Origin of the sequence: Pseudodonghicola flavimaris, from assembly GCF_030164425.1 — a bacterium.
In the GTDB taxonomy this organism is placed as follows: Bacteria; Pseudomonadota; Alphaproteobacteria; order Rhodobacterales; family Rhodobacteraceae; genus Pseudodonghicola; species Pseudodonghicola flavimaris.
In genome coordinates, this window is the sequence record NZ_JASNJD010000002.1 from 174,794 (window position 1) to 190,138 (window position 15,345).

15 protein-coding genes are annotated in these 15,345 nt (G+C 66.7%); 6 read left to right on the forward strand and 9 right to left on the reverse strand.

Annotated elements, in window-relative coordinates; all coding sequences use genetic code 11:
- Window positions 1-13: 13 nt before the first annotated feature.
- A complete protein-coding gene (locus tag QO033_RS03515) occupies window positions 14-484 on the forward strand; it encodes a flagellar biosynthesis protein FlgH (RefSeq protein WP_284479546.1) in 471 nt (156 codons plus the stop codon).
- Here the strand turns inward: QO033_RS03515 and QO033_RS03520 are convergent.
- The 4 genes from QO033_RS03520 to QO033_RS03535 all read right to left on the reverse strand — a co-directional run bounded on the left by QO033_RS03520 (window position 444) and on the right by QO033_RS03535 (window position 4,400).
- Window positions 444-1,163 carry a flagellar hook assembly protein FlgD gene (locus QO033_RS03520; RefSeq protein ID WP_284479547.1) on the reverse strand — a complete coding sequence of 240 codons (720 nt, stop codon included), beginning with the start codon at window positions 1,161-1,163 and terminating at the stop codon, window positions 444-446. The two genes, QO033_RS03515 and QO033_RS03520, sit on opposite strands and share 41 nt — an antisense overlap.
- 11 nt (window positions 1,164-1,174) lie before the next feature.
- Window positions 1,175-2,566, reverse strand: coding sequence for a flagellar hook-length control protein FliK (locus QO033_RS03525; protein WP_284479548.1), 1,392 nt, complete (start codon window positions 2,564-2,566; stop codon window positions 1,175-1,177).
- 231 nt (window positions 2,567-2,797) lie between these two features.
- Window positions 2,798-3,289, reverse strand: coding sequence for a hypothetical protein (locus QO033_RS03530; protein WP_284479549.1), 492 nt, complete (start codon window positions 3,287-3,289; stop codon window positions 2,798-2,800).
- A gap of 376 nt (window positions 3,290-3,665) precedes the next feature.
- On the reverse strand, window positions 3,666-4,400 hold the full coding sequence (locus QO033_RS03535) for a winged helix-turn-helix domain-containing protein (protein ID WP_284479550.1): 735 nt from the start codon (window positions 4,398-4,400) through the stop codon (window positions 3,666-3,668).
- A gap of 339 nt (window positions 4,401-4,739) precedes the next feature.
- Between QO033_RS03535 and QO033_RS03540 the strand changes: the two genes are divergently transcribed.
- From QO033_RS03540 to QO033_RS03550, 3 genes are all read left to right on the forward strand, one after another.
- Window positions 4,740-4,994 (forward strand): hypothetical protein, encoded by a 255-nt coding sequence (locus QO033_RS03540; protein ID WP_284479551.1) that lies wholly within the window; start codon window positions 4,740-4,742, stop codon window positions 4,992-4,994.
- 106 nt (window positions 4,995-5,100) lie between these two features.
- Window positions 5,101-5,586, forward strand: a complete 486-nt coding sequence (locus QO033_RS03545; protein WP_284479552.1) for a MucR family transcriptional regulator — start codon at window positions 5,101-5,103, stop codon at window positions 5,584-5,586.
- 161 nt (window positions 5,587-5,747) lie between these two features.
- A complete protein-coding gene (locus tag QO033_RS03550; protein ID WP_284479553.1) occupies window positions 5,748-6,995 on the forward strand; it encodes a flagellar motor protein MotB in 1,248 nt (415 codons plus the stop codon).
- A 68-nt stretch (window positions 6,996-7,063) separates the two neighbouring features.
- Here QO033_RS03550 and QO033_RS03555 read toward each other — a convergent pair whose 3' ends face one another.
- Complete coding sequence (locus QO033_RS03555) at window positions 7,064-8,362, reverse strand: hypothetical protein (RefSeq protein ID WP_284479554.1); 1,299 nt, start codon at window positions 8,360-8,362, stop codon at window positions 7,064-7,066.
- Window positions 8,363-8,576: 214 nt separating this feature from the next.
- Here QO033_RS03555 and motA point away from each other — a divergent pair, with 214 nt between their 5' ends.
- The gene (motA, locus tag QO033_RS03560) at window positions 8,577-9,446 is read left to right on the forward strand and encodes a flagellar motor stator protein MotA (RefSeq protein WP_284479555.1); all 870 of its coding nucleotides are present in this window, start codon (window positions 8,577-8,579) and stop codon (window positions 9,444-9,446) included.
- Between the two features lie 4 nt (window positions 9,447-9,450).
- Window positions 9,451-9,882 (forward strand): hypothetical protein, encoded by a 432-nt coding sequence (locus tag QO033_RS03565; protein ID WP_284479556.1) that lies wholly within the window; start codon window positions 9,451-9,453, stop codon window positions 9,880-9,882.
- 27 nt (window positions 9,883-9,909) lie between these two features.
- Here QO033_RS03565 and QO033_RS03570 read toward each other — a convergent pair whose 3' ends face one another.
- The 4 genes from QO033_RS03570 to QO033_RS03585 form a co-directional block, all read right to left on the reverse strand.
- Entirely contained in the window at window positions 9,910-10,290 is a 381-nt protein-coding gene (locus tag QO033_RS03570) for a response regulator (RefSeq protein ID WP_284479557.1), read from the reverse strand.
- A gap of 60 nt (window positions 10,291-10,350) precedes the next feature.
- Entirely contained in the window at window positions 10,351-13,620 is a 3,270-nt protein-coding gene (locus QO033_RS03575) for a PhnD/SsuA/transferrin family substrate-binding protein (protein WP_284479558.1), read from the reverse strand.
- On the reverse strand, window positions 13,610-13,993 hold the full coding sequence (locus QO033_RS03580; protein WP_284479559.1) for an Hpt domain-containing protein: 384 nt from the start codon (window positions 13,991-13,993) through the stop codon (window positions 13,610-13,612). Before QO033_RS03580 ends, QO033_RS03575 begins: the two co-directional genes overlap by 11 nt.
- A 290-nt stretch (window positions 13,994-14,283) precedes the next feature.
- Window positions 14,284-15,249 carry a response regulator transcription factor gene (locus QO033_RS03585; RefSeq protein ID WP_284479560.1) on the reverse strand — a complete coding sequence of 322 codons (966 nt, stop codon included), beginning with the start codon at window positions 15,247-15,249 and terminating at the stop codon, window positions 14,284-14,286.
- Between the last annotated feature and the right edge of the window lie 96 nt (window positions 15,250-15,345).

Here is a 15,345-nt window from a genome sequence, read left to right on the forward strand (position 1 = left end):
CCGGAGCCGGAGCATGAAAAAACTGCTCCTCATCCTGCTGGCGCCCCTGCTGATGGGCGCCATCGGCTTTGCCGTCGGCTGGGCGCTGATGCCCCGACCGCAGCAGGCCGCCGGCCTCAGCACGCAGCAACCGGCGCGCGGCGGCACCTCCTATGTCATGCCGCTGGGGCGGTTCACCATTCAGGTGCTGCAACCCGAACGGATCCTGCATGTGGTGATCGACATGGATGTGTTCATCGCCGATGCCGCCAGCTTCGAACGGCTGGGCGATGCCCAGGGCCGGGCCCGGCTGCGCGATGCGACCATCGCCGCAACCTCCGATCTGGCCGAGACCCTGCTGTGGACCGCGCCGGGACAGGCGGTGCAGATCGATCAGCAGGCGCTCGCCGATCAGATCGTTCTGAAGCTGAACAGCAGCCTGCCCGCCGTCCGCTCCGCCCGTATCAACGAGCTGCAGACCCAGACCGTGCCCCGCAGCAACTAGGCGCCCCGGTCGATGAGCGCACCGCCATCACGTCGCCGGAGGCCACGGTGCCGCCGCCGAGCAGCCGGTAATAGAGTTCACCATCGGAAAACAACGCCTCGTTCACCGTGGTGCGGCGATAGGGATAGACGCTGACGTCCTCCCCCTCGCTGCCGACCGCGGTCAGCGTCACGCTGTAGGTGCCGTCCAGAACCTTTTCGCCGCTATCGTCCAACCCGTCCCAATCGATGGCCTGCAGCTCTCCCGCCTCGGTCGACAGCCCGGTCAGGGTCCGCACCACCCGTTCGGTCAGCGGATCGTAGATCTCCGCCGTCACCTCGGTGGCGCCGTCGCCCACCAGATAATAGCCGTCGCTGGCCCCGTCCGAAAGCACCAGAGTTTCGGAATAGACCGTCACTTCCCGCCCGATCATCTGCGCCCCGGTGGTGGCGGTCAGCGCCGAGAACTGCGCCGAGAGCGTTTCCAGATTGCTGTTGGTCTTCACCGACTGTTCCACCTGGCTCAACTGCGCCAGCTGCGACACGAATTGGGTGCTGTCCATCGGCGCCAGCGGATCCTGGTTTTCGATCTGCGCCGTCAACAGGGTCAGAAAGCGGGTATAATCCTCGCTCAACGCCGACAGCGAATTGGTGCTGCCCGTTGCCGTGCTGCCTGCGCTCGCACTGACCAAATCCACCATCGTCTACCCCCTCAGGTCACAATATCCAGCCGGCCACGGCCGATCACATCCTCATGCGCCGCGACGCTCCCGATCGGGGCCGTGGCATCCGCCGCCCCCTCGGCCCCCGGCTCGCCGGAGCCGCCGCCCCGGTCCGTTCCGCCGGAATCGCCCTGCGGCGAGAAGCCCTGCAGATCGAGACTGCCGCCACCGAGATCGCCCAGGGCCAGCGCCAGCGTCTCGCGGTCGGCCCGCAGCGCGTTCAGCACCTGGCTGTTCTCGGCCCGCACCACGACAGAGAGCGTGCCGTCATCCGCCGTCGTCACATCCACCTCCAGCCCGCCCAGCCCGCGCGGGGCCAGCTCGATCCGGGTGCGCCCCTCGCTCACCTCCGCCACGCGGACCTGGTCGGCCAGCACCTGGGCAAACCGCGCCGGCTCGGCCCGGCCGCTCTCCACCCGCCCGGGACTGTCCGGGACGGAAGGGCGACCACCGTCTTGTTGCACCATGGCGAGGATATCGGCATCGCTGATCCGTCGCTCCGCCATGGGTTCATCGCGATGCTCCGCCCCGCCGGCCAGCGCCACGATCCGCGACAGCAATTCAGCCCCTTCCGGCGCCGGGACCGCCGCCCGACCGAGCGCACGGGACAGCACCAGATCCTCGGGCAGCACGCCATCCTCCGACACCTCCGCGCCCTCCGATGCCGGGCCGTCCCGGTCCGGGACAGACGGGATGAAGGCCCCGATCCGGGCGGCGACATCGCCGTCCTTAGCCGGCGCCGCGAGGGGTTCGGCGATGTCCGGACCAGACGCCGACGCGGCCATGGCAACCGCCGGCGCCTCCTCCGCATCAGACGCCACCACCGTGGGCGCCGGTTCCAGACCCGCAACCTTGGCGGCACCGACCGTGCCCATCGCCAGGTCCGGCGCAGGGCTCTCCGCCGTGAGCGAGGTCAGTTGCCCCAGCGCCTGACCCACCGCCCGCAGGGCCCCGGCGAAAAGCGCCCGCGCCGAGGTGTCCGGCGCCGTGGCAGCGGCCTCGGTCGCCGCCGGCGTCGCCACGATCGTCTGCGCCGCAAGCAGGGTGAGCAGGACAGCGCCCTCTTTCTCGGTGAAATCCTCAAGCGCCTGCGCCAGATCGTTCGACAGCCCGGCCACTTCCGCGGCCTCCTCTTCCGGCGTCAGGTCCCGGGTCCAAAGCCGGTCCAGCTGGCGGCCCATCGTGTCGAGCCGCTGCGCCAGGTCCGCCTGCGCCGCCTGCGACCCGGGATCGCCGGCACCGCCACTGTTGGCCGGCACCACGCCCTCCGGCAGGCTGGCGGAAAACAGCGCGGCAAAGCCATCCTGTTCCACAGCCGGAAGGCCGCGCCCGGCCGCCGGTGCGGTGACCAGAACAGACAGCAAAGTGCCGATACCGCTCATGTCCTGCCTTACCTCAATCGGGCCGCCGGATGCTCCGTCCCACCCCTCTGCCGCGGCGATTATTTCCGACGCCGCGCGCCTGTCGCCGCGTGTCTGAACCCGCCGTCCTGATGGCCCGCAGAAGACCACAAGCCGATGGTTTCGCAAAGGCTTAAGTGATTAAAGGCCGCTTAACGCGGCCTTGCGGCGCCGGCCACACCGGCGCATTGCGACCCTCAACCGCAGCTGCGATCAGGCCCGCGCACCTTCCTGGAAACCACGCCGGTCGGGCTCTGCATAAAGGCGCGCACTGTCCCGCAGCGCCGGCCGCATGGCACCGCGCATCGGTTCGCCCGCCGTCGCCTGCAGCGCCTCGGTCCGGATCAAAGGCGAGGCACCCGCCCCCGCAAGCTGCATCAGGATGCCGCCCAGAACCTGGCCCAGATGGTTCCCGGAATAGACCTCCGCATCGGCGGAACAGGCCGGCTCGATCAGCACCACAGCGTCCTGCGGCACATCCAGACCCATTTCCTGATCCAGCACATCGCCCAGCGAAACGCCGGGCATCAATTCTGTGCTTTCCATGAACGCATGCGCGCGCCCATCCCCGAGATCCCCGACCAGCCCGATGGCCGGTACGGTCAGCAGCGCGTCGAGCAAACCAGCCAGAGGCGAATCCCCATTCGCGTTCCGGCTCTCGATCGCACCACTCCAGATCAACTCCAACAACGTTTCGTTTTGCATAGTCCGATCCCCCACATTTTGCCGGTCAACGCATGTAAACCAATATATTTTGTTTCGATCCCCAGGAGAACGCTGCATTTGTAAACCGGGCGCTAAACTTACCCACAGGCCTTGGCAGCCCCCCACCGGCTCCGGGTTGCCGCCAGCCCTCGCGCGCGACACTCAGATCGCCCACAGAGCGGGCAAAACCGCTCAGACACGGCGGGTTTTCAACATATGCGCAGTATTTCAGCCCCACCCACCAGAGGTAGAGGTCCGCCCCACACCTAGGCGCGGCTCCAGAGCGAAAGCAAAGATTTACATTTCCGTACTTGACCCGCGCGTCAACCAACGCCCGCCCCAGCCGGGCGGACGGAAATTTACCAGTTTTCCCGATTTACGTCCCGGAGGCGGGGCTCTCGTCGCTGGCCCATGTCATCCGATATCCCGAGGCACGTTCGGTTCGCACCGCGATCCGATGCCCGAAAGCAGCCGTAAGCTTCTTGCGGATCTTGGCGATATGGACATCGAATTTGCGATCCCCATAGGCCCAGGGCCGCTGGTCTATGGCATGGCTCAGCTCGTCCCGGGTGACGATATGACCGCTGCGACTGATCAGGATATGAACCACCTGAGCCTCTGCCGCGGTGAGCCCGGCGCGCAGCGCAATATCCGCCTCGGCCTCCCAATCCGCGTCGAAATCCAGCTCATCGCTCCAGTTGCCCGCCAGCCCGACTCCCGGGCTCCCAACCAGCCGGGCCCGGAACCGCAGTGCCATTTCCTTCAGGGTAAAGGGCACCCGGACCACATCGCAGGCCCCCGCCAGAAAGGCCTCTGCCGCCTGTTCCGGACGCTCCAGCCAATCCAGCGCGATCACCCGCACGCCGACCGCCGCGGCACAGGCGATCAGCTCCAGATCGGCGCCGGCGCGATCGCATTTGCCAACGATCGCCATCGCCGGGCGGCAGCCTTCGGCCAGCAAACCCATCGCCTCCGAACAGTCGGCGCAAGCCCGCAGCGGCTGACGCAGGATGACGCTGAACAAATGCTCCAGCGCGAGACGGCTGGCGATATCCGTCTCGACGATCAGCACGGCATGCTGTCGGGTCTCTCTGTCTCGCGATCCATCCACGTCGTCTGTCCACGGCCGATGGTTACCGCCGGGCCGCCGCGATCCCCCGCCGACCGACCCAAGCTGCTGTATCGAGGCGACTTTAGACAAAGCCGCAAGCCGGTGGCCAGACACTATACCCGCATGACCTTAGGTAAGGTTTCCATTTTCGCATCAATCCAAGGACAGCCATGAACAGGCATGAATCCGCCCCTCACAAGCCGCCGCTTTAACTTGGATGTAACCAAATACTTAAGGCCACCGAAGAACTTTGACCTGCCTTTAACCTAACACCCCATATAAAAGTCACATGGCAGAACGCGTCATTCCGCAGAACCGGCGGGCATTTTCGGAGGGGTAATGTCAGACAAGAAGACCAGCAGCGCCGGACGGGCCGCGGCCCTGGCGGCGGCGGATCGGGTGCGGTTGCTGCTCGAGGTGGTCGAGGACGACGCCTTTCTGACCGAAGTGCTCCACAGCGCCGACCGCACCATGGACGGGCTGCGCGGCAACGCCGGCCCCGGCGGCTGCCCCGGTCGCGGCGCCCCGGATCCCGACACCCGTGCCCGGCGCGCCAGCTGGATGCTGCGCGGCCGCTCAGGCGGGCGCGGCTGATCGGCGAAATCCCGTCGCTGCAGTGCAGCTTTGTTGACTTTCCCCAAGCCACTTACATAACGTGTCCGGACTTGAACTGCGGCCTTTCAAATCCGGACCCCCCCGTATGGATACGCGCGACGCACCGCCGTCTCTTGCCGATACCGACGATACGCGCCGCGCTGCGGAGGCCGTCGCCCGCGTAGTCGCCGCCTATGCCGGGCGCAGCGACACCAGTGCCGATGACATCGTCGCGCTGAGCCGCCGGCTGCTGCCGCTCTTCGCCGGGACCGGGATGACCGCCGTCACCACGCCGACACCGGTCGCCGCAGCCGCCACCCCCAGTCCCGCCCGTGACCGTCCGACCCCGGCGCTGCCGATCGAGCAGGCGGTCACCGACGACAAGGTCTATTGCCTCTGCTGCGGTCGCGGCTTCACCATGCTGAAGCGGCACCTGAAGGCCGAACACGGCCTGACCGAGGACGAGTATCGCGCGCTTTATGGCCTGCCGGAGGATATGCCGCTGGTCGCGCCGAACTATTCCGAACGCAAGGCGGCCTATGCCAAGCAGGTCGGCCTCGGCAAATACCAGCGCGACACCGCCGAGGGCTGACCCCCCGAACGCCGCAATTCCACGGCTTTCGCCCCAAACATGTCCCATTTGCGCCCATCTGAGCGCATGTTCTTCGCCGATCACTGCCACAGGCTCGGTCTGCGCAGAAGGCGCGGCCCGTGACGCACAGCCGGTACACCGGCCCGCACGAGGCGTAAGACATGGCAGCAACGAAGAGCACGAACATCATTCGCAAGGTGGAAATCACCGAGGGTGACAGCCACCACGGCGGCGCCTGGAAGGTCGCTTATGCGGACTTCATGACCGCCATGATGGCGTTCTTCCTTCTCCTCTGGATCCTCTCCTCTTCGGACGAGCAGAAACTGCGCGGGATCGCGGAGTATTTCACCAATGCCACCATGCCGAACGGCAGCGGGCTGCTGGACGGGGCCACCTTCGGCCCGCCCGGAACGCTGAATGCCTCGACCGGCACGGTCGTCGCCCGTGGTGCCGAAATGGGCGAGATCGACGATCCCAGCCCGGCCCGCTGGGAGGTGATGGACATGACCCAGGCTGCCGATCCCGACGATCTGATCAAGGGCACCTACAAGGGCGCCTTCGACAATCCGGCGACCGGGGCGATTTCGGAACAGGAGCCCGCCCCCGCCACGATGAGCAACCGCGAGGGTCAGGCCGAGGGCGATCACGCCTATCAGGCCGCCGGAGCGCCCGCGAATGACCCGGCAGCAGCCGCGCAGGCGCAGGCCGAGGCAGAGGCGCTGCAGGAGGGCGATACCGCCAGCTTCGATGCGCTGCAGCAGGAGCTGACCCAGGCGATCCAGGCCAATCCCGATCTGCGCCCGCTGGTCCAGAACGTGATTTTCGAACGCACCCCGGAGGGCATGCGTATCCAGGTGGTCGATCAGGACGGCAAGGCGATGTTCGCAAGCGGCAGCGCCAATCTGGCGCCGGCGACCCGGACGCTGATGCAGACGCTGGGGCAATCGCTGGCCAAGCTGCCGAACGAGATGGTGATTTCCGGCCATACCGACGCGGTGCCGTTCAGCAACGCCCGCAACTACGACAACTGGGATCTGTCTTCGGACCGCGCCAACGCGATGCGCCGAGTGCTGCTGGGCGCCGGCGTCTCCCCCGACCGGATCACCCGCGTCTCGGGCATGGCCGATACCGAGCTGCTGGTGCCGGAGGACCCTCGCGCACCGTCGAACCGGCGGATTTCGGTGCTGCTGGAATATCGCAAACCGGCACAACCCCTGCCCGCCGCCGCAGCCCCTGCGGCCGGCGAACCCGGTGCCGCCCTGGCCCCGCATCAGACCGCGCCGGCCCAGCCCGCCACCGCCGGCCCCGTGAAAAGCCGCCGCGCAGAAGCGCCCATCGCTCCCCTACCGCAAAGAGTGAGCGAACTGGATGAGACCGTATTCGAAAACCTGCGCAGCGCCCTGCGCTGAGCGGCGGACGACGGGTCTGCGGCTTTGGGACGGCCCCGCCTCCGGGTGGGGTCGTTTCCGTAGGCGCGCTAGTCGGCCCGCGCCGCCTGCCAGTCGGACCGCAGCAGCCCCCAATCGCGCGTCAGGGCACCCTCGCCGCCCAGTTGCAGGCCGATCTGCACAAGGATCAGGACAGAGGCGGCTGCACTGACCGCCGCCAGCCAGCGTCGGCGCAGGCGCTTGCGCGGCGCCGACAACGGTGCCTCCGCCTTCGGCGCCACGACGACCGGCTTCGGGGCCATCACGGCAGACGCCTCTCCCTCACCGATACCGCCTGGCGCATCGGCACCCGCAGGCTCGGCCAGCGCATCGGCGGCGGTCACCGGCTCCGCCGCGACCGGCATCGGATCAAACGGCGCCGGAGGCCGTGGTCCCCCAGCCTGCAGCGCCCGCGGCCGCAGGTGCAGATAGAGGAAATCACCGGTTCCGGTCAGCTCCGCCGCGCCAGTGCAATCGGCGAATACCCCGCGCAGGCTCTGCGGCAGCCGATCGGTCCGGATCCAGATGCGCCCGGGCAGCGGGCCACCGCCGGGCCAGGGCGGCTCAAGCCGGATCGCCACCACGCTGCGATCGTCGCGCAGATAGATCAGATCGGGGTTGCCGATCCGGATGTCGGCGCCGCCCTGGCCGTGCTGCGCGATCAGGATCCAGCCGTCGTGCTCAGGCAGCAGATCGCAGATCACCGGCTGATCGGCGACCACGTCGAGCTCCCGGGCAGAGCGAAAATGCGGCCCCGGACCCGGCGCCTCCGGCTTCTGCATGAAGCCCGGCAGCAGCGCCTTGCGCACCCGGCCGGAGGATTGCGGCGGCAGCGGCCGCGTCCGCCGCGTCACGAAAGAGGCATGGCCATCGGCATCCAGATGCGCCACCGGTACCGGTCGCGCCGCCGTCCGCGCGCCGTCCGGCGCGTCTGCCCCGGTCTCCGGGGCCGGCGGCACCGGCGTCTCGACCCCGAGAAAGACCGCCGGGTCCAGCCCCTCGTCCAGCGCATAGGCGTAGTTGACCGAATAATCCGCCGCTTCTTCGACGATCTCCGGCGCCTCCGCCACCAGCGCCATCAGCCGGCGTTCGTCGGAATAGAGCAACGGCCGGGTGGCGTAGCCGGTAACCGCCGGAAAGAAGCACAGCGCATCGGCCGCAACCCCCAACTGCCGCTGCAGCCGGCGCGGAAACGCAGCGACCTCGTCATGGCGGAAGACCACCAGCTGGCAATCGCCGCTCTCCATCAGGCAGACCGCCAGGCACATGTCCGCCGGCCAGTCGCGGAACGTCTGGCGCACCTCGGCCGGCCCCATCAGGACGATCATTACCTGTTCGCTGGCAGACATGCGGCGCGCCCCCTTCGGGCCAGAAATTCATGAATAAACCTGTACCACGCCCGTTCAACTTGTCAATTATCCTTGTTTCTCCCGCCAATCTCAAAAGATCAAAAATAGATTTTGATTTTATTCTTGCCTAATCTCCGTATACTGTGCCGAAAGTGAGCAGAGATGCAGCCTTGCCGCCCGCATGCCGCAGCGGCCCCATGGATATTACCGCGCTATGACCATCATCCTCGGCTTTATCATCGTCATCGCCCTCGTCTTCGGCGGCTATGTGCTCTCGGGCGGGGAAATGGGGGTGATCCTGCATGCCATGCCCTTCGAGGGCATGATGATCGGCGGCGCGGCGCTGGGGTCCTTCATCGCGGCGAATTCCTTCGGCCATATCTTCGGCACCGCCAAATCGGTGCTGAAGGCCTTCAAAGGGCCGAAGTGGAAGGAGAAGGATTACATCGACCTGCTGAACCTGATGTACACGCTGACCAAGATGTATCAGCGTGACGGCATCCTGGCCCTGGACGAGCATATCGAGAATCCCAAGGACAGCGCGATCTTCTCCCGCTTTCCCAAGCTGCAGAAGGATCACTTCGCCATCGATCTGATCACCGACAGCTTTCGCATGCTGGCGCTGCAGTTCGACGATCCGTTCCAGACCGAGGACGTGATCAACAAGAAGCTGAAGAAACACCATCACGAGGCGCTCGCCGCCCCGCACGGGCTGACCACCGTGGCCGACGCCCTGCCCGCCATCGGTATCGTCGCCGCCGTTCTGGGGGTGATCAAGACCATGGGGTCGATCGACAAGCCGCCGGCGGTGCTGGGCGAGATGATCGGCGGCGCCCTGGTCGGAACCTTTCTGGGGGTGTTTCTGGCCTATCTCTTCGTTGCCCCGGTCTCCAGCCGGCTGACCGATATCGAGGAACAGGACAGCGCCTTCTATGCGGTGATCCGCGACATCTTCATCGCCATCCTGCACAATCACTCGCCCACCATCTGCGTCGAGATCGGCCGCGGCAACATTCCCACCAAGCTGCAGCCGAATTTCTACGAGATGGAAGAGGCGCGCCAGGACATGGCCGAGGCCGCCTGAGCCGATGCCGCACCGGCGCCGGATCGCCGCGCTGCAACTGATCCAGCGGATCCGCCAGCACGAGATCGACGGCCATGCCGCGCGCATGGCCGTGGTACGCGACGAACAGACCCGGCTGCAGGCGGAGATCGCCGCGCTCGACACTCAGGTCGATGCGGAGGGACGCGTCACCACCCCGGAGACCGCCGCCTATCTGGCCAGCTTCCTGCGTGCCGCCGGCGCCCGGCGGGCGCATCTGCAGACCCAGCTGAGCAAGGCCGACCGCAAGGCCGCCGCACTGGAACACCAGCTGATGGAAGCATTCCGCGACGCCAAGGTCAATGACACGGTGCTGGATCAGGCGCAGGACCGGCAGCAGGATCACCACGACCGGCAGGACCGCGCCGCGACCGAGGAAATCGCCCGGACCGTCTTTCTCAGGACCAGGCGCCGCTGACCGGCCGCCCCCGGCCTAGTTTCCGGCCTAGTTCCCGGCCCAGATCGCGCGCAGATCGGCGGCCAGCGTGGTCGGATCGAACGGCTTGGCGATCACCCCCAGATCGTGGGCGCCGAGCAGGGCATCCTTGTCCGCCTCCATCACCTTGGCGGTCATATAGACCCCCGGCACCGTCTGATAGCCCGGCAGCGCCCGGATCGCCGCCAGCGTCTCCGGCCCGGTCATGCCGGGCATCTGCACATCGGTCAGGATCAGCTGCGGCGCGAAATCGGCTACCATGGCCAGCGCCTCGGCGCCGTCCCCGGCCTGGCGCACCTCGAAACCGCCGATCAGCTCCAGCGCCATCTGGGCGATCTCGCGAATATCGGCCTCATCCTCGACATGCAGGATCCTGCTGAGTTCCGCCATCTCCGTCTTCCTCTTGCTGACGTCCCTATCGCGGCAGGCGCCCGGCCCGGCCACCCCCGGTCATGACCGGCCGGCCCAGCGTCGCGCCTTGCCCCGCGCCGATCCCGCCGCCGGGCGGGCGAATTTCGACACCACACCACGGCTGGCCTCGACCTCGGCCCCGCGGGCGGCGATCACCGTGATCGGCATGTCCGCCGCCATCCGGCCACCGGCCAGCGGCATCAGCACGCTGACCCAGGTGTCGCCACTGAATTCGCCGAACATCATCAGATCGAACCGGTCCTCGCGGACCAGCGACAGCGCCTGGGCAGTGCTGGCGACCCGGGCGATCACCACGCCTTCCCGCGGCGGCAGCGCACCGGTCTCGCCCTCGATCTGCATGACCCGCAGCAGATTGTCCTGGCGCTGCTGTTCCAGCCACTCCGACAGCAGATCCGCCTGGCCGACCGGGCGCAGCATGCCCTCGACCTCGACCCCGCCCTTGCCACTGGCCTCGACCACGCTGACCGGGCGGTTTTCCAGCACGTCCGCCTCACAGAGCGACGCCAGCAGCGACCGGCCCTGTTCGCTCAGCCACATCAGCGCCGAGGACTGACCCAGAACGCCGACCCCCTTTATCACCTGGCCGGCGGTAACCCGGGCGCTTTCGATGCTGACCCGGGCGCCGCGCTGCCGCAGCAACGCCACCAGCTGCAGGAAGGAATCGGCCAGCTCTTCCTCGCGCAACGGCGGCGCGGCGATGTCCGAGAAGGCGGCCGCCTGGCTCTCGGCCTCGGTCCGGTCCACCGCGATCAGCGCGTCGCCCTCCAGCCGCGGCAGATCGACGAAGAACTCCGTCCCCATGTCCACCTCGCTGGCGAAGAAGATCGCGCCCTCGTGTTCCTCCACGATCAGCCTGACGATCGACAGCCCCAGCCCGGTGCCGCCTTTCGAGCGGGTGTCGGAGCTGTCGGCCTGGGTGAACTTGTCGAAGATCGTCGGCTGCGCCGCCTTCGGAATGCCGGTGCCGAAATCGCGCACCGACAGCCGCAGCGCCCCCCGATGCGGCTGCAGCCGGATCACGACCTCCGACCCCTTGTGCGAGAACTTGGAGGCATTCGACAGCAGATTATCCATCACCTGCATCAGCCGGTTGCGATCGCCCAGCGTCATCAGGGTCCCCGGTTCGCCATCGATCTCCGCCCGCAGCGTGACGCCGAACTTGTCGGCGTAGAAGCTGTTCGCCTCGATCGCCGCGGCCACCAGATCGGCCAGATCCAGCGGCTCCATCTTGAAGTCCATCTTACCGGCCTCGATCTTCTCGAGATCGAGGATATCGTTGATCAGCATCACCAGCCGGTCGCAGTTGGTACTGGCCATAGACACCATCTTCTTCACCGGGTCGGACATGTCGCCGATGGAGCCCGACATCGCCAACCCCAGCGCGCCTTTCATCGAGGTCAGCGGCGTGCGCAATTCGTGGCTGACGGTCGAGATGAATTCGGTCTTCGCCTTCTCCGCCACCTTGCGCTGGGTGATATCGCGATAGATCGCCACCAGCCGCGGTTCATCCTGATCCGGGCGGACGTATTCCAGGCTGATCTCATAGGGCGTGCCGGACCGGGTGGTGACCTCCCAGGTGATCCGCCGCTCCGGCCCTTCGACCAGCGCGTCACGGCGCATCTCCAGCGCCCGCAGCTCCTCTGCCGGGATGAACTCCCCGACCCGCCGGCCCTTCCAGCGGTCGCCGACCCGGGGCCGGATCATTTCCTGCGCGGCCTGGTTGCAATAGAGTATTTCCAGCGACGCCGGGCGCAGCACCAGAACCTGATCCTCGATCAGCTCCAGCGTGTCGTTGAACCGTTCCTCGGAAATCCCCTTGCGGGTCTGGGTCACATCGGTGGCAACCACGGCGATCTCGCTCAGGGCATCGCCGCTGCCGGTGACCGGAATGCAGGTGCATTGCACGAAGGCTGAGGATCCATCCTCGCGCAGCAGGGTCAGCGCCCCGTTCCACGGCGCCCCCGCCTTCATCGCGGCCATGATATCGCCCATCAGCAGATCGCGGTCGCCCGCACCCAGAAGATCGGACAGCCGGTGGCTGAGCAGCCCCTGGCGCCGGCGGTCGATGGTGGTGCAGAAGCGGTCGTTGACATGCGAGATGACGCCGTCCTGCGTCAGCATGCAGAACACCGTGTGATCCTCGATCGCGTTGCGATAGAAGATTTTCGACCGCACCTCGGATTGCAGCACATTGCGCCGCGCTTCGGCCAGCCGGATATTGCGGCGCAACTCATAGGCCAGGAACAGCAGCGACAGCAGGATCAGCGCCATGCCACCGACAATCGGCGCGCGATAGCTGCGGAAAATGCGGTTGGCGGCCTGCAGCAGATAATTCTCATAGGGCCGGACACGCAGCGAGATCAGCAGATCATGCACCGGCTGATAGTTCTGCGGCGCCAGCCAGACCACGCCCCCCGCCGCCGTCGCCTCCGGCCCGGCGACATCCAGCGTCAGCAACGCGTTGATCACCATCGCCAGCACCGGCTCGGGCACATCGGGCAGCGCCGACAGCACCCATTGTGGATAGAGCGGGGTGGAGACCCAGAACGGATAGCCCTCTGCCGGCAGGGCAGAGACCGGCGCGAAATCGTCCAGATCGATGGCGCCGGCCGCCGCCAGCTCCTCCAGCAGACCGGCCCGGATCACACCGGCATCGACCAGCCCGGATTGCACCGCATAGACCACTTCGCGCTGATTGCCGCCGGAAAAGATCAGCTCGGACAGGGCGCTGTCCGGATCCATCCGCCGCTTGCGGAATTCCTGCGCCGCCAGCCACCAACCGCCGAAATCGCCGCGCTCCACCGCCATCACCCGCCGCCCCTCGAGCTGGCGGATATCGCGCAGCGGGCTATCGGCGCGGGCGAAGATCAGCGCCCCGGTGGCGTCATAGGTGTGGCCCTGCCAGTGCTTACCGACAGAGAGCAGCGCCCGCGCACCGCTTTCCACCTCGGCGGCGACATAGGAGGCCGGATCGCTCAGGGTGAAATCCAGCCGGCCCTCCTCGACCGCCTGCGTCATCGACGCCAGCGTCTGCGGCGCGATGGCGAAGCGATAGGGCAGATCCTGCGCGGCGGCGGTGCGGTTGAGAAACGCCGCCGTCGGCGCCCAGGCTTCGAGCGTACGGGTCGCCCCTTCGGTCGACACCACACCGATCTGAAGCTGTTGCGGCGGCTCCGGCGCCTGCTGCGCCGTCGCGGTCAGGGACAGCCCGAGCAGGCATAGCAGCGCCAGTGCCAGGCCGCTCAGCCCAGGCCGCATGCTCCGCCGCTCCGCCGTCTCATTTCGCATCCAGACTGCGCTCCATCTCGTCGAGAAGCCGGTTCACCAGCTCGCGCAGCTCGTCACGCACCTGTGGGCCGGACAAATCCGTCAGACTGTCGATCCGGTGTTCCAGCTGCGCCGCGCGCTCTCCGATCCGGGGAAAGCCGACGCTGCCGCAAATCCCGTGCAGCTTGTGTGCCTGCGCGCGTAGCGCCGCCGTCGCGGCGGTCCAGCCTTCGATGTCCTGCAGCGCGTCCAGATGTTCGTAAAGCGCGTCGATCCGGTCCGAGAGCGACTCGACAAATCTCGCGCGGATGCGCGCAAGCCCTGCGTCAAGCTGCGCCGCCCTGGCGGCGTCCAACCCCTGAACCATCCGACCGTACCAACCCGTTCCGCTCAATCGCCCGCGACGTCCCTGAGGCGTCTTCTGACACCGGCGTCGCATGTCGTTCTCATTGGCCATCGCAGTGCCCGCAGGCACAGGCGGCGCTTCGCTCATAAACCAGCGCGGTTAAAGGGCGATATAAAAAACCGCGAATTTGTTAACAAACCCGCCGTCTTGATGCCGATTAGACACGCAAGCGCACCAAAACACGGGGTCTGTCAGCCTGCCCGCGCCACACCGCGCATCCGTATTCCCGCGCCCCGACGATCCGGGTTCCCCGAAACCTCAGCCCCCGTGACGCCCGATCAGGCCGCATGCACCGCCATGAATCCGCCGGCGCTGCGCGCCGGTGCCGGGGCCTCGATCCGCGCGCCCTGTTTCAGATTGTCCACCGCCCGATCCAGAAATCGCAGATCGTCGCGACGCTCCAGCAGCTTGGGCGCGGCCACGGCGCCGACCTGGGCGGAGAAACTGGTCGGAACCTCGTCGCAATAGACCAGATCGGGATCGTTCAGCATGGAGATCAGCTGATCCTGCACCGTTTCCATCTGCGGCAGCGACCGTTTCGGCCCGACGCAGAGGAAGACTCCATCGCCGATATAGGTCACGAAGGCCTGGCTGCCGACCAACACGTCCGAGATCACCTCGGCCACATCGGTGACGACATAGGCGAATTCCTCGGCGGTGGACCCGGCATGCACCTGCTCCAGCTCCGGCACCCGGATCGCGAAGGCGCCGATGGCGAACTGCTTCTGCTCCTTCATGATCATCACGTAGTTCTTGAGCACGCCATTCGATACGTAGCCCTTGATTTCCTCGATGGTGATCGGATGCGTGAAGGCGGCCTGCGGCTTTTCCGGCCGCGGCGCCAGAGCGGCGGCGGCGCGGCGGGTTTCGGCCTGTAGCCGGTCGGCCAGGCGAATGCGCGTCATCAGCTCTGTGGTGTCGAAGGGCTTGGTCACATAATCGGTGGCCCCGGCCAGGAACGCCCGGTCGATATAATCCTTCTGGTTCATCGCGGTGATCATCACCACCGGCGCACTGCGATAGATTTCCATGTCGCGGACCCGGCGGGTCAGTTCGATCCCATCCATCCCCGGCATCTGGATATCGAACATGAACGCGTCGAAGGGCACCCCGGCGGAAGCGATCTTGCGCAGCGCGTCTTCGCCGCTCTCGGCGAGGACGACATCGCTGTACCCATGTGCTTCGAGCGTGGCGAGGAGGAGTTCACGGATCAGTTCGTCGTCATCGACAGCAAGGATTTTCATATCGCTCTCCAGTCGTTCCGCCGCTTGTGACCCGGCAGTTACGTCTCGCTCGGCGCTTCTGCGCCCGTGTTCCCATTGGCCCTCACTTATATGGCT